This is a genomic window from Acinetobacter sp. ANC_7513, assembly GCF_056779915.1.
Genome location: NZ_JBWYIW010000001.1, coordinates 553,668 through 576,991 on the forward strand (window position 1 = coordinate 553,668; position 23,324 = coordinate 576,991).

Sequence of the window (23,324 nt, forward strand, 5' to 3'; positions counted from 1 at the left end):
AAAAGCAATGGTTAAACTTATGTTTTATAGCACGTAATACTTAAGGTTGACATGGCTTATACAACAATTGAACTTCAAGATCCTCAAGAAAATGTACAGTGCCCGCATTGTCAACACGCTGTTATCGACTGGAATGAAGAGCAATATATTCAACCTTGTGATCATACATTGTTTATTGCTATGGACTTGGGATTTGAATTTATTTCAGATGAATTTGAAGCAACTATGCCTCGCACAGTAGATGAAATTCATGCAGATGATGAAAACTCGGATGTGTTTACTGAGATTACACGTTCTGATTTAGCTCAGTTTAAAATTTATAAAGTTGCATTGGGTGTCGAAAACCTCAATCGTTATATTGGTTTCCAATCATAATTTTTTTAATCACACGCATATGGTGAAAAGACTTGGGGTTACCTTGAGTCTTTTAATTTCTTTGTATTGAGTTATTGATTGCAAAGTTCTAAGTTTGTGTTAATTCATGATAAGTTCAATGCTTTGAGTAAAGAAATCATGGCTATCATAAAACGCACTTATGGCTATAAACATCTGATCTATTTTTGGATTGGTTCGTGTTTTATCGATCAACTTCACCTTAGATCCAAGTGAATTCTATCTAACCCACTTGGATTTCAGCATTAGGATGACTCAACCTGCTTTTTTTAGGGGTTGCAATTAAATAAGCCAATGTCAAAGGACCGAGACGACCTGCAAACATCAGTATCATGAGCATATATAAACTTGCAGGTTGTAATTCTGAAGTAATACCTCTAGATAATCCGACTGTACAAGCCGCGGAAACAGCTTCAAATAGTAAATCTAGAAAACGTTTATTAGGCTCTAAAATTAACAGCGTAAAGAAACCAATGAAAATGAGCATAGCAGTTATGCTAATGACCGCAAGAGCTTTATAGGTGACAGTTGCAGGAATCGAGTGTTTAAAAACAGTGACTTCGTCAGCTCGTCTCAAAAACGTGATCACACTTAATACTACAATAATAAATGTACCTACTTTAATACCACCAGCAGTACTTAAAGATCCGCCTCCAATAAACATTAATAGCATAGTCACCAAGGTTGCTGGATCACTCATACTGGCCATATCAATACTATTAAATCCAGAGGATCGCGGTACTGTGGCATGAAACCAAGCATTTAATGCTTGGTCTCCAATTGACATTGGGGCGAGGGTCAATGGATTATTTGCTTCTAAACACCAAATCATAATAAAGGCAAATAGATTGAGTCCCGCGATAGTAGAAAGAATCAGTTTGCTGTTGGTTGAGAGTTTTTTCCACTTATGAGCGCGTTTGATATCCATAAGTACCACAAAACCTATTCCACCAATGATATACAACATGCTGATGGTCAGAGTTACAGCATATTGGCCTGAAAAACTCATTAAACTGTCTGGAAAAAGAGAGAAACCACCATTATTAAATGCTGAGATACTGTAAAAGGCTGCATAAAACAGGGCATCACTAAAATCGTAGTATTGAAGCCACGTAAATGTCAGGATGAATGTTCCAATCCCTTCGAAAAATAGAGAATACAATAAGACGGCTTTAACAGTGAACGAGGCCCTTGCTAAACTGGTTTGACCAATTGTTTCTTGAGCCATCACTTGTTGCTTTAAACCAAGTTTAGTGGAAAGGCTCAAAGCAGCCAAAATTGCGAAAGTCATGAATCCTAAGCCACCACATTGGATGAGTAGCATAATGATGAATTGACCAAAAGTCGTATATGCCTCGCCAATATTGACCACAGAAAGTCCCGTAATTGTCACAGCAGACGTGGCGGTAAATAAGGCTTCTAGCCAAGAGACATTTCCTTCGTGTGCAAAGGGAAGTTTTAGCAGTAATGTTCCAATGATAATAAAACTGAGAAAGCCCAAAGCAAGCAAACTTGGTGGACTCAAATTAATACTTTGCGTTTTTTTATTGATCAATTGATCATAAAATTTCATCATTTCGAAATAAATCTCGATGAGAGTTTACGTAGAAGATTGACAGGACCTTCAACAATTAAAATGTCATTTTTTTGCAGCAATGTACCAGGTGCGATGTCATAAATTACATGTGTGCCACGTTGTAATAGTAATGTTTGTACGCCGTCGCTGTGCTCCATGATATCTTTAAATTCTACACCTTGTAGTTTTTCACTCACTTCCACTTTGACAATATAACGGTCATCATTCAACGCCATATAGCGTCTAACCATTGGGTAGCTTAATGATTGTGCAACGCGAATACCCATGTCTTCTTCTGGATGAATAATTTGACCAATACCGAGATGCGTCAAAATCATATGATGGGCTTTCGATTTTGCTTTTACTAGGATTTTTTCTACGCCTAAATTTTTAAGGTTGAGGACACATAGAATACTGGCCTCAATATCTTCTCCAATTGCGACAACGACGGCATCGCAATTCTGTACATTCAGTTCTCGAAGTACATGTTCATCTGTGGCATCGGCGATGACAGCATGACTGATGTTATCAGAGATATTTTCAACGTATTTTTTTTCAGTATCGATTCCAATCACATCATGTTTTAATTGAGTGAGTTCTAATGCAACTGTACCACCAAAGCTGCCTAAGCCAATTACTGCAAATAGCGCCATTGAATATCCTAAAATTTTAAAGATCAGAAAGTAATGATTTGATTTTAATTTCGCTTTGAGTGAGTTTATCTTGTTGATCTGAGTTGATTCAATTCATTTATTGAGGATTATTTGTGATCACTATAAAAATAGTAAATCGTAATTGAAATCAATGTCCATGAAAGTGCTAAGTAAATATAAGTTAAATGAATATGATCGATCATAAAGTTAGCATGAACGAAACTTGTCATGAGCACAATTGCCATCATATATATCAACGTCATACGATAACGATAAATAGGTGCTAATCCCAACATGATATAGGGTAGTGCTGCATAACCTAAAAAAATAAAAACTTCGAGGGATTTGCTTAAGGTGGTAACTTCAGGATATAGATATTTCGAAATAAACAGAAGTGCGGAAAAGATGATCCACATGAGAAAAGGAATTACTACAAAACTGAACCATATTTGCATGATTTATCTTAATATCTAAAATTTTAAAGTGATCGTTTTTTCTATCTTTCGATTTTAATTGTATATCAATTATTGAATTAAAAAAGCCTGTCAAAATGACAGGCTGTATTGATTTTATTTGAGGAAACGTTGATAACCAAGATTATTGGTAATTTCTTGGTATGGATAATTGATACTTTCTAATGTTTCAACTAAACCATCAGGGTTTTGTTGTGCATCTTCAGCTTCGAGTCCAACCAATACACGACCTTCAGCCGCACCATGATTACGATAATGGAACAGGGTAATGTTATGCATTGGACCAAGACGTTCCAAGAATGTTAATAATGCACCTGGACGTTCAGGAAATTCAACGCGGAATAAACGTTCATTTTCAATATCAGCATGACCACCGATCAGGTAGCGAATATGTAATTTGGCAACTTCATCATCAGATAAGTCATCCACATCGTACTGAAACTTTAATGTCTCGAATATTTCTTGACGTTCTTTTTCGCCGCTTTTTAAACTAATTCCAACAAATACCTGCGCTGCAGTCGCACTACTTGCACGGTAGTTGAATTCAGTAATATTTCGACCTTGAAGGGCACGACAGAAATTGAGGAATGCACCTTTTTGTTCAGGAATCGTGACGGCAAAAATAGCTTCTTTACGTTCACCTAATTCAGTTCGTTCTGCAATATAACGTAAACGGTCAAAGTTCATATTTGCACCGCATACAATTGAAACGATGTTTTTACCTTCTAAGCCGTGCTCAGCCACATATTTTTTAATACCAGCAAGTGCCATCGCACCTGAGGGCTCAACAATACTACGGCATTCATCATAGGTGTCTTTAATTGCTGCGCATATTTCATCAGTATTCACAAGAACAACTTCTGGTTCTACGATTGGACCTGAATTGTCAGATTTTTGCAGACGAATCACTTCAAAAGGTTTTTCACCGATTTGCGCCACGGCTGTACCATCGGCGAATAAACCAACTGAAGGAAGAATCACACGTTCATTTGCTTCTAAAGCAGCTTTTAAACAAGCTGACTCGTCATATTCCACAGGAATAACTTTGACATGCGGTGCTACATCACCAAGGTAAGCAGCAACACCTGCAATCAAACCTCCACCACCAACGGCAACAAATACATAATCCACATCTCGCCATTGACGTAAAATTTCATTGGCAATTGTACCTTGACCAGCCATAACGAGTTCATCGTCATAAGGCGGAATAAAAGTCATTCCTTCTTCTTGCGCACGTTGAATTGCGTATTTATTTGCGATGTCAAAAGAATCACCATGAAGTACGACTTCACCACCCAAACGCTTTACAGCTTGGACTTTAATGTCTGGTGTTGTCTTAGGCATCACAATAATCGCGCGAATTCCTAATTTTTTTCCTGAGAGTGCTACACCTTGAGCATGGTTACCAGCAGAAGCGGTAATGACACCTCGTTCTAGTTGAGCTTTAGGAAGTTGGCTGATTCTGTTATAGGCACCGCGGAGTTTGAAGGAGAATACGGGTTGTAGGTCTTCACGTTTAAAACGAATATTATTGTTAAGACGTTCACTAATTCGTGGTGCCGCTTCGAGTGGGGTTTCGATAGCAACGTCGTATACCGTTGCTTGTAAAATTTGTCGAACCAAACGAGACAGCATGTTAATTTTCCATCTAACAGTTTAAAATAGGCGCTTATTGTAACAAACCATAAGGCTTAGCGGTTTAAAATAACTGCAAAAGTCCAAATTAGTTGAGTGAAGTCATGAGTCTATATGCAACCCAAGATGAGAAAAAACAAGCAGCAGCACAAGCAGCTTTAAAACACTTACCGAAAGGGGGCATTTTAGGCGTAGGCACAGGCAGTACTGTTAACTTTTTGATTGATTTACTTCCTGAACTTCAATTAGAAGCTGCAGTTGCAAGTTCGGAAGCGACTGCGCAGCGTTTGAAGAAGCTGGGTATTGAAGTGGTAGATATGAACTCAGTGGGTGGTCTTGATGCATATGTAGATGGTGCAGATGAGATTGATCGTCATATGCACATGATCAAAGGTGGTGGTGCGGCATTGACACGTGAAAAAATCGTGGCATCGATTGCAAAAAAATTCGTCTGTATCGTAGATGATTCTAAATGGGTAGATCAGTTGGGGCGTGATTTTCCACTTCCTGTTGAAGTGATTCCAATGGCACGTTCTGCTGTTGCTCGTAAAATTGTCTCTTTAGGTGGCGACCCAGCGTACCGTGAAGGTGTAGTGACCGACAATGGTAACGTGATTTTAGACGTGCATAACTTAAATATCTTAAATGCACTTGAGCTTGAAAAAACATTGAATGATATCCCTGGTGTGGTATGCAACGGTATCTTTGCTTTGAATAAAGCAGACATTGCGATTGTTGCGACCAACAACGGTATTGAAGAGCGTACAGCGATTTAATTTTAACTCCTTGACGAGCTAGTCTCCCTAAACTCCCTCTTTTTAAATAGAGGGGCTTTTCTTCCCCCTTTCTTAAAGGGGGAGATGGGGATTTAATAATTAAAGAATAACAATGACTTTATCCGACCTTCCTGATATTGAAATCACCAAAAGTATTCGATCGAAAAGACTACGTCTACGTATAGATGGAACGTCAATTCGTGTGACTGCGCCATGGTTTTGTACCCATAAACAAATACAACAGTTTGTTCAAGATTCAGAAGCTTGGATCGTTCAAACTTGGCAGGCACAACAAAGTAAAATTCAACAGATTGATCGCGTTTTACCTTTATCTTTACAGTTATTTAATTTAGAAAATTCTATTAAAATTCAATATATTCAGCAGAAATTAAACTATAAGTTTGATTCAGTGATGAATGAGCTGAGTGTGAGTGATCGTCAGCCTCAACAATATTTAAAAGCCTTTGTTATTGATTATGCTAAACAGCATCTGCCTGTATATCTGGCTCAAGTATCTGATCAGTGTGGTTTAGCTTATCATGGCTGTAAGATTTGTCAGCCAAAAACGCGGTGGGGAAGTTGTACAGCACGTCATGACATTATGTTGAATAGTGCTTTGGTGCTTTTTCCTCAGGAAATAACACGCTATGTTTGTGTGCATGAATTAGCACATACAAAGCATTTTAATCATAGTGCTCAGTTTTGGGCGGAAGTGGCGAAGTATGATCCAGATTTTAAACTTAACCGAAAAAAATTAAAAATAACACCGTTGCCATATTGGTGGATGCATAATTAATTATTATGCTGGGATTGCTTTGTCGATATTAAAAAATCAATTGTTTAGCGCTAGTCAATTAGTCTGATCTGGCGACTGGTATTCTAAATTTTGGCTATCATGATTGCTCTGTTTGGTTAGTTTGTCTCTAATATGCTCATAAGACGAATTGGTGTGTGTTTTTTTGATTCTAATTTTGTCTGTACCTGCTTTAATGCTTTATAGCATCCTCATGTATATTCTACTGAACCCGAGTAATCCTATTCACTTTCATTGGACGAACTATTTATCGCTTTTTGGCGGGGCTATAGCGTGGTTGATATTATTGATCATGGCAATTTTATAGATAAATCAAAAAAAAGATTTCTAAATTGCTTTCCGTGAGTGGAGGGTTATGTTCGGTATGGGGAGTAATTCCTTTTGTTGTGAAACAGGATCCGATCGTATTTCTTGCTCTCCCAGGGTCTATATTTGCACTGTATTTATGCTATTTGAGTTGGCAGGTAAATCAATGAAGTCACATGATAGACTTTATTAGATGCTTAACAGAGCCATCTAAATTATTAAACTTATAAAATAACAGCATTCCCATATGAAAGGGTTCAGAAAGTCACAAGTTCCTGTCATACTACTGCCTGTAACGAATACAGTCATTTAGAGGTAGATATCGTGATTTCAGTTGGTATTGTTGGTGGTACAGGATATACAGGCGTTGAACTTTTGCGTCTTTTGCTGCGACACCCAAATGTTCAAGTGAAAGCACTGACTTCTCGTACTGAGGCTGGTCGTCGTGTCGATGATATGTTTCCAAGTTTACGTGGTCATACCGATCTAGAGTTTTCAGATTTAAGCTTAGATTTATTAAAGTCTTGCGATGTTGTGTTTTTTGCGACACCACATGGTGTAGCGATGAAACACGCTGAAGAATTAGTAGCAGCGAATACAAAAGTAATCGATTTAGCCGCTGACTTTCGTTTGCAGGATTTAGCGCAATTTGAAAAATGGTACGGTATGGAGCATGCTTGTCCAGATCTACTTAAAAATTCAGTGTATGGGCTTTCTGAGCTCAATCGTGAAAAAATTAAACAAGCTCAAGTGATTGGTAATCCTGGTTGTTATCCAACGACAGTTCAAATTGGTTTGGCGCCTGTACTGAGATCTTCAGAAGTATTGGTAAAACCTGAAAGTATTATTATTGATGCAAAATCTGGTGTATCTGGAGCTGGACGCAAAGCAAGTTTAGGCATGATCTATACTGAAAATGCTGATAACTTCAAAGCCTACGGTGTAGCAGGGCATCGCCATCATCCTGAAATTGTTGAAGCGCTTGAAAATATATCGGGACAGAAAGGTGTATTTGACAATATCCTTTTTGTTCCGCATTTGGTGCCGATGATTCGTGGCATGTTATCTACAATATATATCGACTTAACAGAAGCAGGTCAGCAAGCCGATTTGCAAGTAATTTACGAACAGTTCTACCAAAACGAGCAGTTTGTTGATGTTATGCCGGCAGGAAGTTCACCAGAAACTCGTTCTGTTCGTGGATCAAATGATTTACGTATTGCGTTGTATAAACCACAACCAACAAAGTTAGTCATTTTAGTTGCCCAAGATAACTTGGTGAAAGGTGCAGCAGGACAAGCTGTTCAAAACATGAATTTAATGTTTGGATTTGCGGAGAATGCAGGCCTTAACGTGATTGGTTTATTACCATAAAAAACCTTTTTTGACTTCACACACATTTAACTTTGCAGTTAAATGTGTGTTTTGATTTTATAAATTAGAGATGACGATGCAAAACTCAGAATCAAATAATACGTCACAGCATAAAGATGAAAAAAATATCGGTTTTTTTCAATCGAATAAACCCCTTATGGCGGGTGGAATCATCTTATGTGCAGGCAGTTTACTTCTGGGCTATACGGTTGGTCATCGTCAAGGTCTAACTGTAGTTGGTTATGATGCTGACGCGGAACAATTGGTTGAAGTTGTCGAAAAACAAAAAAAAGAATTATCTGAGCTGAATAAGAAATTAAATACCTCAGTTCAAGAACGTGATGTTGCTGTAACTAACTCAAATGATATGTATGCTGCATTAAATCAAGCCAATGCTGAAAAACTTCAAATTGAAGGTCAGAGCGCGATTTTCCGAGAAGTGCTGAGACAACGTGGTGGATTAAGTTTAACAGTGCAAAATTTAGCTGTTAAGTCGCTTCCAGAAAATGTATATGAATATCAGGTTGATTTAGTTCAAGTCAGTCCGAATAAACGTAAAGCATCTGGTGAAATTGAAATCAGATTAATTCAAGGTACGGAAGTCTTGGTTGTTCCAATTTCAGAAAAATCATTCAATTTCGACCATTATCAGCGATTAACTGGTCGTTGGACGATGCCAAAAGGCTTTACGCCCCAATTTATTGAAATCCGTGTAAAAGGCTCAAGTGCTCAAACCAAGCGCTTTAGTTGGCAACGTGGTGAAGCAATCGAATCAACTGCTGCATTTGCAGCTGAAGTACCGCAAGCTGCGGCAAATTCTCAATAATAGATTATAGAGTGCTATGCGAAGTAATAAACGTCATAAATGTCTCAATGACATTAAATTATCATTTCAACAATCTGGATTGGTGGATTGGCACTTCAATCCACGATTGAGTGATGCACAAAATGATGAAGCCGATGGCGATTTAGCTGTAGCAACAGCACCACCGCAATTTAAGCGACCTCCCTTATACAATGTGGTATTGTTGAATGATGATTACACGCCAATGGATTTTGTAATTGAAATTTTACAACAATACTTTGCATTGAATCTTGACCAAGCTACCGAAGTAATGCTAACAGTACATTATCAAGGGAAAGGTATCGCAGGTGTCTATCCTAGAGACATTGCTGAAACCAAGGCGAATCAAGTCAACAATTATGCGCGCTCTCAAAGTCATCCATTGCTTTGCCAGATCGAGCCACAAGAATAAGGGGATCACATGCTCAGTCGTCAATTAGAAGTATCACTGCGTTTGGCTGTTAGCATGGCTCGTCAAAAGAGACATGAGTTTCTTACAGTTGAACATTTGTTACTCGCACTTTTAGATAATGATTCTGCAGTGAATGCACTAAAAGCCTGCGGTGCAGAAATTGTCAGTTTGCGTAAAGAACTTGAAGAGTATGTAGAGCAACATACGCCTAAATTAGGCGATAATGCTGAGCAAGCGCCTCATCCTACAGAAAGCTTTGATCGTATATTGCAACGTGCAATTTTCCATGTTCAGTCTAGTGGTGGAGATCGGACAGTTGAAGGTGCAGATGTACTGGTTGCAATGTACTCAGAAAGAGATTCATTTGCGGTTTATTTGCTAAAACGCCACCAAATCAATCGTCTTACTTTAACTCAATATCTTTCACACGGTGCGCGTAAGGAAGATGTTCCAGCTGAAGAAGAAACGGATGACTTAGATGGTGAAAACTCAGCCTCAGCAAATGCAGGTCCATTAGAACTTTATACCCTAAATCTCAATGCAGAAGCTTTAAAGGGTAAAACCGATCCTTTGATTGGTCGTGAAAAAGAAATTGAGCGTGCAGCTCAAATTCTATGTCGACGTCGTAAAAACAATCCGCTTTTGGTGGGTGATCCAGGTGTGGGTAAAACATCCATAGCAGAAGGTTTGGCTTGGCTGATTGTTAACAATAAAGCACCAAAGCCACTGCTGAATGCGGAAATCTATAGTTTAGATATCGGTGCACTTGTTGCAGGTACAAAATACCGTGGTGACTTTGAGAAACGATTAAAGCAATTGTTAAATGCCCTAAAGAAGAAGCCCGAAGCAATTTTATTTATTGATGAAATTCATATGATCATTGGTGCAGGCTCAAGTATGGGTAGCACTATGGATGCATCGAATTTAATCAAACCTGCATTGGCAAATGGTACTTTACGTTGCATTGGCTCAACAACGTTTCAAGAATATCGTCAAGTTTTTGAAAAAGATCATGCATTATCACGCCGTTTCCAAAAAATTGATGTTAATGAGCCATCAATTAATGAAACAATTGATATTCTTCGTGGACTCAAGTCTAAATTTGAAGAATTTCATAAAGTTCAATATGATGATGCAGCTCTTGTTTCTGCAGTTGAGTTATCGGCTAAATTTATCAATGATCGCTTCCTCCCAGATAAAGCGATTGACGTAATAGATGAAGCAGGGGCACAACGACGTTTGAGAGCTGATCAAGATAACACTTTGATTACAGTTGAAAATATTGAAGATATTGTTTCGAAAATTGCACGAATTCCACCTAAAACTGTGTCTAAAGATGATAAATCTGTACTTGAGCACTTAGAGCGTGATCTTAAACGAGTTGTATTTGGTCAAGATGAGGCGATTACCGCATTATCCTCTGCAATTAAATTGTCACGAGCTGGGCTTAAAGCACCAGATAAGCCAGTTGGTAGTTTTGTATTTGCAGGACCTACTGGTGTAGGTAAAACTGAGGTAACAAAACAACTTGCAAAACTACTCGGTGTTGAACTAGTCAGATTTGATATGTCTGAATATATGGAACGCCATGCGGTTTCACGTTTAATTGGTGCACCTCCAGGTTATGTTGGTTTTGATCAAGGTGGCTTACTGACTGACGCAATACATAAAAATCCACATTGTGTATTGTTATTGGATGAGATTGAAAAGGCACATCCTGATGTGTTTAATTTATTGCTGCAAGTCATGGATCATGGTTCATTAACTGATAATAATGGTCGTAAGTCAGACTTCAGAAATGTCATTATAGTGTTAACAACGAATATTGGCGCTGAAAGTATTTCCCGTACAAGTATTGGTTTTACAGAGCAAGATAATAGTCGTGATAATCAGGAAGCAATGAAGAAGGCATTTACACCAGAGTTTAGAAACCGCTTAGATGGGGTTATTCAATTTAAAGCTCTACCTACGACAGTAATCGATTCTGTAGTAGATAAATTCCTTACAGAACTTCAAGCTCAACTTGATGACAAAAAAGTTGTTTTAGAAGTAGATCAGTCTGCACGAGATTGGTTAAGTGAAAATGGTTATGATCGTCTGATGGGTGCTCGTCCAATGCAGCGTTTGATTCAAGAGCATTTGAAAAAGCCGCTTGCTGAAATGATTTTATTTGGTGAGCTGGCTGAAAACGGCGGTAATGTAGCAGTAACAGTTAAAAAAGAAGATGGCAAAGCTGTTGGATTAAAGTTGGAAGTATTTGAAGATTCTGCAGCTGAACCAGCATAGTGTGTTATTAATTGTATTAAAGCCCGTTTATTTAAACGGGCTTTAATTTTTGGGTGAAAGTATGGACATACAAGTTACAAAAGTAATATCTACGACAGCTTTATTTTTTCTGACTGCACTGATGGAAATATTAGGGTGTTACTTTCCATATTTGATCCTAAATCAAGGGCGTGCGCATTGGTTGTGGCTACCCACTTTTGTCGCACTCGCTGCTTTTGTGTGGTTATTGACTTTGCATCCAGCAGCATCAGGTCGAATATATGCTGCATATGGAGGTATTTATATTTGTTCGGCATTGTTGTGGTTAAAGTTTGTGGATCAAATGGATCTTACTAAATGGGATATCATTGGTGGCGGAGTGGTTGTTTTCGGGGCGCTGATTATCATTTTACAGCCACAAGGCTTAATTCGGTGAGTTGTTATAGGAGAAAGTCTGTTTAATTAAATTAATAATAAATCGACCTTGAATATTTTTGAGAAAAATTTAGAAGCCTATTTAATAAAATTTACATAAAGGCTTTTTAAATTGGCATGAAATAGGCATATATTTTCCGCCTATAATTTTGAAATACTTCAGAGTTTCATCATTATTCGACAATAAACAATGTAATTAGAATAAGGATTTTTCATTTGTCTACAACATATTCCAAGCAAGAAAAAACCAGCCGTATCAAAGGAATTATTGGTGCAGCTTCTGGTAATTTAGTTGAATGGTTTGATTTTTATATATATGCAGTATTTGCTGTATATTTTACCCAAGCTTTAACTGCGCCAGATATGGATAGTTCTACCCAAGCCATCTATGTGTGGGGTGTATTTGCAGCAAGCTTTTTTATGCGACCTATCGGTAGTTGGCTTTTTGGTCGAATTGCAGATAAACACGGTCGAAAAAAATCAATGGTCATCTCAATTATATTGATGGCTATAAGTTCTTTCATGTTTGCAGCGTTACCAACGTATGAGCAAGTGGGTATGGCTGCACCGTTTTTATTATTAATGGTTCGATTGCTTCAAGGCTTATCCGTTGGTGGTGAATATGGTGCTGTGGCGACTTATATGAGTGAATTGGGTTTAAAAGGTCAACGTGGCTTTTTTTCATCATTTCAATACGTAACGCTCACGGGTGGTCAACTCCTTGCAAGTTTATTGGGTGTAATATTCTTAGCTTTTATGTCTGAACAGCAGCTTTATGATGGGGGATGGCGAATTCCATTTATTATTGGTGGTGTTGCAGCAATTTTATCTTTATTAGCGAGAAGTAGATTAGAAGAGACTTTATCCAGTGATGAAAGTGATAAAGAAGATTCTGGTACACTTCGTGAGCTTTTTAAAAATCACTGGAAAACTTTCCTTTTGGTGGTTGGTTATACTTCAGCAGGCTCTCTTAGTTTCTATGTGATTACAGTTTACTCAAAAACTTACCTTACCAATATTGGAATAGATCCTAAAACGGTAGGGTTGATGATGACAGCCTGCATTTTTGTACTCATGGTGGCGCAACCATTCTTTGGTGCATTGTCAGATCGTATTGGTCGCAGAAATTCTATGCTGTTATTTAGTAGTCTGATGGCTATATTTATCTATCCAGTCATGGCAATCGGGATGAGATATTTTAGCGAAACTCCATTCATTGTCGCGATGCTACTGATTTTCCTGATGCTATTGCTTAGTTTGTATACCTCTATTGGCGGTATTGTAAAAGCTGAAATGTTTCCTCCGCATGTACGTGCGTTGGGTGTAGGTTTCTCTTATGCGATAGGTAATGCCGTATTTGGTGGTTCTGCACCTTCTGTTGCCTTGCAGTTTAAGGCCGCAGGAATTGAAAATTCATTTTTTATTTACGTGATCATTATTTTAATCGTATGTTTCTTTTGTAGTTGGCAACTTCCCAAAGAACCTAAATATTTAAAAGATGATCATTAAGATTTAGAAAATAAAAAAGCACCCGAGGGTGCTTTTTTAGTGGATGAAATTAATCTTTTTTTAAGCTTTCATTGATGAGGAACTCAACAAGTGCTTTTTGAGCGTGAAGGCGGTTTTCAGCTTCATCCCATACCACAGCACTTTTGTGATCGAGCATATTTTCTGAAATTTCTTCACCGCGATGGGCAGGTAAACAGTGCATAAATAAACAGTCTGGATGAGCAAGATCCATTAGACGTTCATTGACTTGAAAATCAGCAAAAGCTTTTTCACGAATTTTTTGCTCTTCTTCTTGTCCCATGCTGGCCCAAACATCAGTAACGATAAGGTCGGCATTCACTGCAGCATCTTCAGCAGAGTCTACAACTTCGGCGCAGTGTGCGAATTCAGAGAGAAATTCAGGTTTTGGTTCATAACCTTTTGGTGATGCAATCTTAAGTTTAAAGCCCCACATATGTGCAGCTTCGATATATGAGTTACACATATTATTACCATCACCAATCCACGCAACGGTTTTGCCTTGGATAGCGCCACGGTGTTCTACGAATGTTTGAACATCAGCAAGCAATTGGCAAGGGTGGTGATCATCGGTCAGTGCATTAATAACTGGGACTTTAGAATATTCTGCAAAACGTGTGACAATATCGTGGCCAAAAGTACGAATCATCACAATATCAAGCATGCTTGAAATAACGCGAGCTGAATCTTCAATCGGTTCGCCGCGACCTAATTGCGTATCCCGGGACGAGAGGAAAATTGCGCTACCACCAAATTGGGTCATACCAGCTTCAAAAGAAACACGGGTACGTGTGCTCGATTTTTCAAAAATCATTCCCATTACTTTACCAACAAAGGGTTGGTAGACTTCATGATTATGCTGCATGCGTTTTAATTCTATAGCACGATCAATAATGCGATTTAATTCTGCAGTTGAAAGGTCACGTAAAGTAAGAAAATGTCGTAGAGCCATGGTTACTCCACAATCATTGTTTCGTCAAAATAGTGAATGAGACGACCAATAATTGTTGGTTGATGAAAAAAAACGAGAATCGACTAATATACTATATGTAAAGAGAATTGCAAAAAAACTAGACTTTTTGGTGCCCATCTAGGAAGCGATCGACAGAATAGCTGATGTATTCGATGGTTTCTTGATCGGTTTCAAGTACTGGTATCCCCATTAAAATTTTCCATTCTAAATTTCTTAAGATTCCAAAATATAATTGAGCAGAAAATAAAGGATTTTCACATTTTAACACACCAAGTTTATGCGCATTTTCTAATGCATTTGCGATCGCTAACTGGATATGTTTAGGGCCTTTTTCGTGCAAATAAAGAGCAAGTTCTGGATTTTTTTGGGATTGCTCAATCACGAGGCGCATAAAGGCAGTATGATCTTCTTTTTTAATGTGGCGATGAAAGTTAAGTAGTGTATGTATCAGATAAGATCTAAAATCGCCATGATCTGGATCATATGCAACACAGATATCTTTAAAAAAGAGTTCACGCCGATAATCACATATAGCAGTAAAAAGGCCTTCTTTGCCGCCAAAATATTTATAAATAGATGCTTTGGAGCCTCCAGCATGTTGAACAATATCATCCAAAGACACAGCATCGTAGCCACGTTCCAAGAATAGCGTATTGGCGCTTAGCAATAATGCTAAACGTCGTTCTTGACCACGGCGAGTATGGGGCATATCACAACCAGAAGTTTCAATATGCGGAAATGGATGTTGCATGCAGTAACAATAGCGAAAAATGAAATTGAAGATGGAGTATAACAAATTAAAGCACTTAACGCCTGACACTCAAAATAATAACAAAATCAAAAAATGAATGATAATTCATTTTTATATGACTAAAGTTTTAGAGCAAAAATACTAAACGGTCATATATCAAACTAAATTTATAGATATACTAAAAACTCGATAATTATAGTAAACACTGTGGAAAGGAATATGACAGAACAATCGTCTGCAGGCTTAAGATTTAGACAAGCATTAGAAGTGGAAAAGCCATTACAAATCATCGGAACTGTAAATGCATATGCAGCAATGATGGCAAAACAAGTTGGCTATAAAGCAATTTATCTATCAGGCGCAGGTGTTGCAAACTATTCCTATGGTCTTCCTGATTTGGGAATGACGAGTTTAGATAATGTGCTTGAAGATGTTCGTCGTATCACTGAACGTGTAGATACGCCTTTGCTTGTGGATATTGATACAGGTTGGGGCGGTGCATTTAATATCGCACGAAGTATCAAGCAAATGATCGCTGCTGGAGCTGCTGCTGTTCATATTGAAGACCAAGTTGCGCAAAAACGCTGCGGACATCGTCCGAATAAAGAAATTGTGTCACAACAAGAAATGGTAGACCGTATTAAGTCTGCTGTTGATGCAAAAACTGATTCTAATTTCGTGGTCATGGCACGTACGGATGCGCTGCAAAAAGAAGGGCTTCAAGCCGTCATTGATCGTGCATGTGCATGTGTTGAAGCTGGAGCTGATGCTATTTTTGCGGAAGCGATGACTGACATAACGATGTATAAAACAGTCTGTGATGCTGTTGGTGTGCCTGTGCTAGCGAATATCACTGAATTTGGTGATACCCCTTATTATACTACCGAAGAGCTAGCAGAACAGGGGATTTCAATGGTGTTATACCCATTGTCTGCGACACGTGCGATGCAGAAAGCAGCATTAGAAGTGATGCATTCAATCCGTAAAGACGGCACGCAAGTGAATGTTATTGATAAAATGCAACAACGAAAAGAATTATACGAGTTCCTTGATTATCATACTTTCGAAAACACACTAGATAAGCTATTCACTCAGGAGAAATAAAAAAATGGCTGAAGGAAAAGTATTGACTGGCGCAGGATTGCGTGGACAAGTCGCAGGTAAAACAGCACTTTCAACCGTTGGGAAAAGTGGTGCAGGCTTAACATATCGTGGTTATGATGTTCAGGATTTGGCGGAAAATTGCCAATTTGAAGAAGTTGCATATTTAATTTTCTTTGGTGAACTACCTACGGCGCAACAACTTGCGGACTATAAAGCAAAACTAAAATCACTGAGAGCGTTACCGCAAGCATTAAAAGAAGTGCTTGAACGTATCCCAGCAGATTCACATCCTATGGATGTTATGCGTACAGGTGTTTCTATGTTGGGTAACTTAGAAACAGAACAGTCCTTTGGTGAACAGCAAGATATAGCTGATCGTATTTTGGCAACATTGCCAGCCATTATTTGTTATTGGTATCGATATAGCCATGATGGTGTTCGTATCGAAGAAAATACTGATGACGACTCAATTGGTGCTCAATTCTTGCATTTATTGCGTGGCGAAAAACCTAATGAATTGCATGAACACGTCATGAATGTTTCTTTAATTCTCTATGCAGAACATGAATTTAATGCTTCAACATTTACGGCACGTGTGTGTGCTTCGACGTTATCAGATTTACATTCGTGTATTACAGGTGCGATTGGTTCTTTGCGTGGTCCACTGCATGGCGGTGCAAATGAAGCGGCAATGGATATGATTGAGCAATGGAAATCTCCTGAAGAAGCTGAGCGCGAAATGCTGGGTATGCTCGAACGCAAAGAAAAAATCATGGGCTTTGGTCATGCAATTTACAAAGACAATGATCCACGTAATGGGATTATTAAGGTATGGTCTGAGCGCTTGGCTAAGGATGTAGGAGATACTGTTTTATATCCAGTATCAGTACGTTGTGAAGAAGTCATGTGGCGAGAGAAAAAATTATTCTGTAATGCTGATTTCTTCCATGCTTCTGCTTATCACTTTATGGGTATACCAACGAAGCTATTCACGCCAATTTTTGTGATGTCTCGTGTAACAGGATGGGCGGCACATGTGATGGAGCAGCGTGCGGACAACCGTATTATTCGACCAAGTGCAGATTACACAGGACCTGAATTACGCAAAGTTGTACCAATTGAACAGCGTGCTTGAAAAGCATAATAAAAAGCTCTTTCGGGAGCTTTTTATTTTGTTGAGCAGAGTAAAATGGCATCTTGTTTTTCGTAGCCTGTTTCAGTAGGAATACCCATATAACTAATAACTGCAACGCGATAATTGGGGAAAGTGTGAGGAAATGCGTAAAGTTTTTTGATCTGAGGTAAGTTACGATGATATCGAATATTCTCGAATTGTTGGCTTTTATACATTGAAGGTTTAGAACTTTGGCTGAGTTGTACCTGAGATTGGAATTTACTTACTTTAATTTCAGGCACGTTTAACCAAAAATTTCCAGTCTGTTCTCTTTGTTTATTTAATTTTAGGTTAGCAGTCTTAGGGCTTAATGGCGCTGGTTTGACAAGGCGAGCTTGAATACTTTGAATTTTGCGAAGCGTATGCTGAGTTTCAGTAATGTGATTTCGGCTATTTAATGGGGTATAAATGGATTGAACCTCAATCGCTTTATGTGGGTTTCTGCTGTTGAGCAAATAATAATAAAGTGTTGGTAGTCGACCAGATTCATCATGGTAATGGCGTAAATAATATATTTTCTGATCTTTAATATCTGAACCTAGTACTTCTATTGTCTCCGGACCGCCGACTGTGGCAAAGGAGGGTGAAGAAATAAGGCAGAAGATGATACCTAGATAAGTTTTATGCTTTAAGTGATTATTGTTCATTTGGACTCATCTTTTTGTATTTTATATTGAGCATGATTTAAAATTTTAGAATTATGATGAAGAATAGGTTAATCAAATGTGTTGATTAACCTAAATCTAGAAGTTTACTCGGCAGTAGTGCTTACAACTTCATCTTCATCATCTTCAGCAGTATCCATTCCTAATTCTTTTAGCTTACGAGTCAAGGTATTGCGACCCCAACCTAAAAGCTCAGCAGCATGGCGTTTTCTTCCTCGAGTTTGTTGTAGTGCAGCATTAATTAAGGTGCGTTCAAACATAGGCGTGGCGATATCCAATAATTTCATTTCGCCATTTTTGAGTTTTTGTACAGCCCACTGACTAAGCAACTCATCCCAATGCTGAATAGCGATACGATCTGCTTGATTGTGTGGATGATTTGGATCATCAGATTTTTGGATTGGTAGTTGTTTTAACTCAGAAGGAAGATCTTCTGGGTAAACCTCTCTTCCAGTAATCATCACTGTCAGCCAGCGACATGTGTTTTCAAGTTGACGTACATTACCTTGCCAAGGTAACTGTTTCATGTATTCAATAGTTTCTGTACGTAAAATCTTTGGACTTACACCAAGTTCTTTACCTGCTCGTGCGAGAAAGTGTTGTGCGAGCATCGGAATGTCTTCCGAGCGGTGAGCAAGTTTAGGAATATGAATACGAATTACATTCAGACGATGATAAAGATCCTCACGGAAGCGTCCATCATGTACTAATTTTTCTAGATCTTGGTGAGTCGCAGCGACAATGCGGACATCAACACGCACTGGAATGTGTCCACCGACGCGATAAAACTCGCCATCAGCTAAAACACGCAATAAACGCGTTTGGGTTTCGAATGGCATGTCCCCAATTTCATCGAGGAATAATGTACCGCCATTGGCTTGCTCAAAACGACCTTGTCGCTGAGTATTAGCGCCAGTGAATGCACCTTTTTCATGACCAAATAATTCAGTTTCAATCAAATCTTTCGGAATGGCAGCCATATTAAGCGCAATAAATGGCTTGCTGCTACGTGGTGAATGACGATGCAATGCATGAGCGACTAACTCTTTACCTGTACCTGACTCACCATTAATTAATACCGTAATGTGTGATTGCGACAAACGTCCAATTGCTCGGAAGACTTCCTGCATTGCAGGAGATTCTCCAATGATCTCAGTTGATTGAATTGGCTGTACGGATGATTTCGCAGATTCTTGTTGTTGGAGCTTATTAATGTGCATGATGGCACGATTGACAAGTGCTAAAGCCTCATCAATATCAAATGGTTTTGGTAAATATTCAAAAGCACCCGTTTGATAGCTTGATACTGCTGACTCTAGATCCGAATGTGCCGTCATGATGATCACAGGTAGATCAGGATAATGACCTTTGACTTTAGCGAGAAAGGTAAGACCATCAATTCCTGGCATCCGTATATCTGTCAAAATTACATCAGGTGTATCATCAAGTAACTGATCCAGTGCAGATTGAGCTTCTTCGAAACTGGTAACATCTAAACCTTCTTCTTTAAATGTTTTTTCTAGAACCCAACGCATGGCGCGATCGTCATCTATTACCCAAATTTTATTTCGCGACATGGTTTAACTCCCAAGGTATATAAAGACTAAATACGGTTTTGCCTGGAACAGATTGGCATTCAATCATTCCATTGTGTTGATGCATAATATTTTGTGCGATGCTCAGACCTAAGCCTGTTCCTTTAGCGCGTCCTGTGACTAATGGATAAAATACGGACTCTAAAATTTCCTCTGGAACGCCAGGGCCGTTATCTTCGATATCAATTCGAACAGTTGAGCGATGTAAAGTTCCGTTAATCGTGACAAGGCGATGAATACGTGTACGCAGGGTTAATTCAGGTTGAGTGTCTTGAAAAAACTCTTTATTTTCAGTCATGGCCTGAATAGCATTTACACTGATGTTCAACATCACTTGAATAAGTTGATCCCGATCTGCTTCAACATCAGGTAAAGAAAGATCATAATCACGAGTAATTTTAATTTTCTTTTTTGTTTGGTTCACAATCAGAGAACGAACGCGTTCCAAAGGCTCGTGAATATTTACAGGTTCATAGCTTGGTAACTGCCGAGAACCGAGCATTGTGTCAGCAAGATTTCTCAGGCGATCTACTTCACTAATAATAATGTCCGTAAATTCTTTATATTCAGGATCATTTAAACTACGTGCCAATAATTGAGTTGCGCCACGTATGCCCCCTAATGGATTCTTAATCTCATGCGCGACACCTCTGATTAATTGGCGTGCGACCTGATGTTGTTGAATAAAATTTTCTTCTTTAGAAATTTTCAACATTCGATCAATTGGATTGAGTTCAATCAGAAGGAGGGGGTGATAACTTTTGCCAGTGTTAAGTTGGGCAACAGAATAGTCAACATGTACATCTTTAAAGTTCACAATAATAGTCGCTTCACGGCGGGTATAAGCTTGCCCCGTGAGTAATGTATTCGTGAGTGCTTCTTCTGTGTTAAATGAATCACCTGGAGATTGTAAAATACTGAGCACAGATTGACCTGATGCTCTTAATAAGCTGATATCAAAGAGTGCTTCACATGAGGAATTTAAATAAAAAATATTTAATTCACTATCGACTAAAAGTATCGCAGTGCTCAAGTTGTCTACGAGTAAACGGTAATCAATCGTTGGTTGTTGATTCATTAACCTCAAAATCCTGTCTTAAAATAGAGCAATTGCATCTATGAGTTTTTCCATCACTGCTCACAAAGAGGGAGTTATTTAATTTTAACGTCCTCAAATAAAGCAAAATATGAGCCAACTTTGTTTGAAATCGTTAAATACAACTAAAATGAACTCATTTATTAAGAAAAAAAGCGCGAAGCGATTGCAAAATATTCATGCAAAGTTGGGTTTATTTAATAATGCATCATATTGGTGCGATTGCAATATTTTTTAAAATTTATAGGAATATTTTGGTGCGTTATGCAAAGAGTGGGGTTTTCAACTGTTTTTATGAATTGAAAAGACATACAATACGCGGATTCTAGTGGAGCGCAGATTCATGAAATCCCCCAAAGTCGGTTTTGTTTCTTTAGGTTGTCCTAAGGCATTGGTAGATTCCGAGCGAATTCTTACTCAGTTAAAAACTGAAGGTTATGATGTAGCGTCGGATTATGACGGTGCTGATTTAGTTGTTGTTAATACCTGTGGTTTTATTGAATCTGCAGTACAAGAGTCATTAGACGCGATTGGCGAGGCGATGAGTGCGAACGGTCGCGTCATCGTAACAGGTTGTTTGGGTAAAGATGAAGAAAAAATTCGTCAAATGCATCCAAACGTACTTAAAGTGACTGGTGCAGCAGCTTATCAAGAAGTAATGGAAGCTGTGCATCAATATGTTCCTGAACCTCCTAAACATAATCCGTTTATTGATCTTGTGCCAGAACAAGGTATTCGATTAACACCAAAACATTATGCATATTTGAAAATATCTGAAGGCTGTAACCACCGTTGTACCTTCTGTATTATTCCAAGTATGCGTGGCGATCTGGTATCTCGCCCAGTTGGTTCTGTATTAGAAGAAGCGGCGGCTTTAAAACGATCTGGTGTAAAGGAAATCTTGGTTATTTCTCAAGATACTTCGGCATATGGTGTAGATACAAAATACAAGCTTGATTTTTGGAATGGTCAGCCTGTAAAAACTAAGTTCTATGATATGTGTGAAGCATTAGGTCAATTGGGTATTTGGGTGCGTCTGCATTATGTCTACCCATATCCACATGTTGATGCGGTTATCGATTTGATGGCACAGGGTAAGATCTTGCCTTACTTAGATATTCCATTCCAACACGCTAGCCCTAAAATTTTAAAACTGATGAAGCGTCCAGCGCATAGTGAAAACACGCTAGAGCGTTTAAAAGTTTGGCGTGAAAAGTGTCCTGATTTAGTCATTCGTTCTACATTTGTTGTTGGCTTCCCGGGTGAAACTGAAGAAGATTTCGTGCAACTTCTAGATTGGTTGAAAGAAGCTCAGCTCGATCGCGTTGGTTGTTTTACATACTCTCCAGTTGAAGGTGCAACTGCAAATGATCTGCCAGATCATGTGCCTGAAGAAATTAAACAGGAACGCTACGAACGCTTTATGCAGGTTCAGCAAGAAATTTCTGCTGCAAAACTACAAAAGCGTATTGGTCAAACCATGACTGTGCTGGTTGATGATCTAGAAGAAGAGTTTCCAGTTGCAGTGGCGCGTTCTTATGCAGATGCCCCTGAAATTGATGGAAATGTCTTTGTGGAAGATATTGATAAGAGCATGATTAAAGCAGGTGATTTACTGGTTGTTAAAATCACTGATGCGGATGAATACGACCTTTATGCAGAATTGATTGAAATTAAAACCGCATAATTGTTTGAAGAAATACTTATAAATGAATTCGGATATTGGAGTTTGTAATGTTAGATTCTAAAAAACCACGCTTTGGTCGTATTCTGCTAAAACTTTCGGGTGAAGCGCTAGCAGGCAATAAAGATATGGGTATCGATGCACAAGTGCTTGATCAAATGTCTTTATCTATTGCTCACTTGGTTGGTCTAGGTGTGCAGGTTGGTATCGTTGTGGGTGGTGGTAACCTTTATCGTGGTAGCCAATTACAGCAAGATGGGTTGGTTGGTCGCGTAACAGGTGATCAAATGGGTATGCTAGCAACTGTGATGAACGGTTTGGCGCTACGAGATGCATTGGTACGTCGTAATATTAAAACCCGTTTAATGTCAGCATTACCAATCGGTACAGTTGTAGAATCATATTCTAGCCGTGATGCGATTCGTCATTTAAATAATGGTGAAGTTTGTGTGTTTGTGGCGGGTACTGGTAATCCATTCTTTACGACAGATACCGCTGCTTGCTTACGTGGTATTGAGATTGAGGCCAACTTAATTCTTAAAGCGACGAAGGTAGATGGTGTCTACAATAAAGATCCAAGCAAATACGAAGATGCTGTTAAATATGATGCATTGACATTTGACCAAGTCTTAGATGAGAAACTTGGTGTAATGGATTTAACCGCGATTTGCTTATGCCGTGACCATAATGTTCCACTTCAAGTATTCGATATGAATAAATCAGGTGCGTTATTGTCAGTGGTTATGGGTGAAAAAGAAGGTACTCACGTTACTAATTGATGTACGTGGCTTTCAAAGCT

The 23,324-nt window shown here is 38.6% G+C and carries 22 protein-coding genes; 13 read left to right on the forward strand and 9 right to left on the reverse strand.

Annotated features, from left to right (window positions below):
- The first annotated feature begins 51 nt into the window (after positions 1 to 51).
- Positions 52 to 375 carry a hypothetical protein gene (locus tag AC1M9B_RS02635; RefSeq protein WP_481592687.1) on the forward strand — a complete coding sequence of 108 codons (324 nt, stop codon included), beginning with the start codon at positions 52 to 54 and terminating at the stop codon, positions 373 to 375.
- Between the two features lie 241 nt (positions 376 to 616).
- Here the strand turns inward: AC1M9B_RS02635 and AC1M9B_RS02640 are convergent, their stop codons facing one another.
- From AC1M9B_RS02640 to ilvA, 4 genes are all read right to left on the reverse strand, one after another.
- The gene (locus tag AC1M9B_RS02640) at positions 617 to 1,966 is read right to left on the reverse strand and encodes a TrkH family potassium uptake protein (protein ID WP_035263851.1); all 1,350 of its coding nucleotides are present in this window, start codon (positions 1,964 to 1,966) and stop codon (positions 617 to 619) included.
- Positions 1,966 to 2,622 (reverse strand): potassium channel family protein, encoded by a 657-nt coding sequence (locus AC1M9B_RS02645; RefSeq protein WP_092766365.1) that lies wholly within the window; start codon positions 2,620 to 2,622, stop codon positions 1,966 to 1,968. Before AC1M9B_RS02645 ends, AC1M9B_RS02640 begins: the two co-directional genes overlap by 1 nt.
- Positions 2,623 to 2,729: 107 nt before the next feature.
- The gene (locus AC1M9B_RS02650; protein ID WP_481587510.1) at positions 2,730 to 3,077 is read right to left on the reverse strand and encodes a hypothetical protein; all 348 of its coding nucleotides are present in this window, start codon (positions 3,075 to 3,077) and stop codon (positions 2,730 to 2,732) included.
- 114 nt (positions 3,078 to 3,191) lie between these two features.
- A complete protein-coding gene (ilvA, locus tag AC1M9B_RS02655) occupies positions 3,192 to 4,730 on the reverse strand; it encodes a threonine ammonia-lyase, biosynthetic (RefSeq protein ID WP_481591052.1) in 1,539 nt (512 codons plus the stop codon).
- A gap of 104 nt (positions 4,731 to 4,834) precedes the next feature.
- Here ilvA and rpiA point away from each other — a divergent pair, with 104 nt between their 5' ends.
- The 8 genes from rpiA to AC1M9B_RS02695 all read left to right on the forward strand — a co-directional run bounded on the left by rpiA (position 4,835) and on the right by AC1M9B_RS02695 (position 13,465).
- Complete coding sequence (rpiA, locus tag AC1M9B_RS02660; protein WP_481591051.1) at positions 4,835 to 5,506, forward strand: ribose-5-phosphate isomerase RpiA; 672 nt, start codon at positions 4,835 to 4,837, stop codon at positions 5,504 to 5,506.
- Positions 5,507 to 5,618: 112 nt separating this feature from the next.
- Positions 5,619 to 6,302: a M48 family metallopeptidase gene (locus AC1M9B_RS02665; RefSeq protein WP_481608479.1), complete on the forward strand. Its 684-nt coding sequence runs from the start codon at positions 5,619 to 5,621 to the stop codon at positions 6,300 to 6,302.
- 648 nt (positions 6,303 to 6,950) lie between these two features.
- The gene (gene argC / locus AC1M9B_RS02670; RefSeq protein WP_481589944.1) at positions 6,951 to 8,000 is read left to right on the forward strand and encodes an N-acetyl-gamma-glutamyl-phosphate reductase; all 1,050 of its coding nucleotides are present in this window, start codon (positions 6,951 to 6,953) and stop codon (positions 7,998 to 8,000) included.
- Between the two features lie 76 nt (positions 8,001 to 8,076).
- Positions 8,077 to 8,826 carry a DUF6776 family protein gene (locus tag AC1M9B_RS02675; protein WP_035263690.1) on the forward strand — a complete coding sequence of 250 codons (750 nt, stop codon included), beginning with the start codon at positions 8,077 to 8,079 and terminating at the stop codon, positions 8,824 to 8,826.
- A 16-nt stretch (positions 8,827 to 8,842) separates the two neighbouring features.
- Complete coding sequence (clpS, locus tag AC1M9B_RS02680) at positions 8,843 to 9,256, forward strand: ATP-dependent Clp protease adapter ClpS (RefSeq protein WP_035263688.1); 414 nt, start codon at positions 8,843 to 8,845, stop codon at positions 9,254 to 9,256.
- 9 nt (positions 9,257 to 9,265) lie between these two features.
- Positions 9,266 to 11,542 carry an ATP-dependent Clp protease ATP-binding subunit ClpA gene (gene clpA, locus AC1M9B_RS02685; protein WP_481588198.1) on the forward strand — a complete coding sequence of 759 codons (2,277 nt, stop codon included), beginning with the start codon at positions 9,266 to 9,268 and terminating at the stop codon, positions 11,540 to 11,542.
- 61 nt (positions 11,543 to 11,603) lie between these two features.
- Positions 11,604 to 11,957, forward strand: a complete 354-nt coding sequence (locus tag AC1M9B_RS02690; protein WP_481608480.1) for a YnfA family protein — start codon at positions 11,604 to 11,606, stop codon at positions 11,955 to 11,957.
- A 215-nt stretch (positions 11,958 to 12,172) separates the two neighbouring features.
- Positions 12,173 to 13,465: an MFS transporter gene (locus tag AC1M9B_RS02695; RefSeq protein WP_481608481.1), complete on the forward strand. Its 1,293-nt coding sequence runs from the start codon at positions 12,173 to 12,175 to the stop codon at positions 13,463 to 13,465.
- 49 nt (positions 13,466 to 13,514) lie between these two features.
- Here AC1M9B_RS02695 and argF read toward each other — a convergent pair whose 3' ends face one another.
- Both argF and AC1M9B_RS02705 read right to left on the reverse strand, forming a co-directional pair.
- The gene (argF, locus tag AC1M9B_RS02700; protein ID WP_481608482.1) at positions 13,515 to 14,435 is read right to left on the reverse strand and encodes an ornithine carbamoyltransferase; all 921 of its coding nucleotides are present in this window, start codon (positions 14,433 to 14,435) and stop codon (positions 13,515 to 13,517) included.
- Between the two features lie 118 nt (positions 14,436 to 14,553).
- Positions 14,554 to 15,207: a TetR/AcrR family transcriptional regulator gene (locus AC1M9B_RS02705; protein WP_092766355.1), complete on the reverse strand. Its 654-nt coding sequence runs from the start codon at positions 15,205 to 15,207 to the stop codon at positions 14,554 to 14,556.
- Between the two features lie 219 nt (positions 15,208 to 15,426).
- On the opposite strand from AC1M9B_RS02705, the gene prpB reads away from it, so the two are divergent.
- Both prpB and prpC read left to right on the forward strand, forming a co-directional pair.
- Positions 15,427 to 16,311 carry a methylisocitrate lyase gene (gene prpB, locus AC1M9B_RS02710; RefSeq protein WP_481608483.1) on the forward strand — a complete coding sequence of 295 codons (885 nt, stop codon included), beginning with the start codon at positions 15,427 to 15,429 and terminating at the stop codon, positions 16,309 to 16,311.
- A gap of 4 nt (positions 16,312 to 16,315) precedes the next feature.
- On the forward strand, positions 16,316 to 17,446 hold the full coding sequence (prpC, locus tag AC1M9B_RS02715) for a bifunctional 2-methylcitrate synthase/citrate synthase (protein WP_481608484.1): 1,131 nt from the start codon (positions 16,316 to 16,318) through the stop codon (positions 17,444 to 17,446).
- Between the two features lie 32 nt (positions 17,447 to 17,478).
- On the opposite strand, the gene AC1M9B_RS02720 is transcribed toward prpC, so the two are convergent.
- The 3 genes from AC1M9B_RS02720 to glnL form a co-directional block, all read right to left on the reverse strand.
- Positions 17,479 to 18,132: an aminotransferase gene (locus AC1M9B_RS02720; RefSeq protein ID WP_481588197.1), complete on the reverse strand. Its 654-nt coding sequence runs from the start codon at positions 18,130 to 18,132 to the stop codon at positions 17,479 to 17,481.
- 104 nt (positions 18,133 to 18,236) lie between these two features.
- Positions 18,237 to 19,727, reverse strand: coding sequence for a nitrogen regulation protein NR(I) (gene glnG, locus AC1M9B_RS02725; protein WP_481591044.1), 1,491 nt, complete (start codon positions 19,725 to 19,727; stop codon positions 18,237 to 18,239).
- Positions 19,714 to 20,823, reverse strand: a complete 1,110-nt coding sequence (glnL, locus tag AC1M9B_RS02730) for a nitrogen regulation protein NR(II) (RefSeq protein ID WP_180027802.1) — start codon at positions 20,821 to 20,823, stop codon at positions 19,714 to 19,716. The genes glnG and glnL overlap by 14 nt, the downstream gene beginning before the upstream one ends.
- 361 nt (positions 20,824 to 21,184) lie before the next feature.
- Here glnL and rimO point away from each other — a divergent pair, with 361 nt between their 5' ends.
- A complete protein-coding gene (gene rimO / locus AC1M9B_RS02735) occupies positions 21,185 to 22,528 on the forward strand; it encodes a 30S ribosomal protein S12 methylthiotransferase RimO (protein ID WP_481608485.1) in 1,344 nt (447 codons plus the stop codon).
- Between the two features lie 47 nt (positions 22,529 to 22,575).
- Positions 22,576 to 23,304, forward strand: coding sequence for a UMP kinase (gene pyrH / locus AC1M9B_RS02740; protein ID WP_035263670.1), 729 nt, complete (start codon positions 22,576 to 22,578; stop codon positions 23,302 to 23,304).
- Positions 23,305 to 23,324 lie beyond the last annotated feature (20 nt).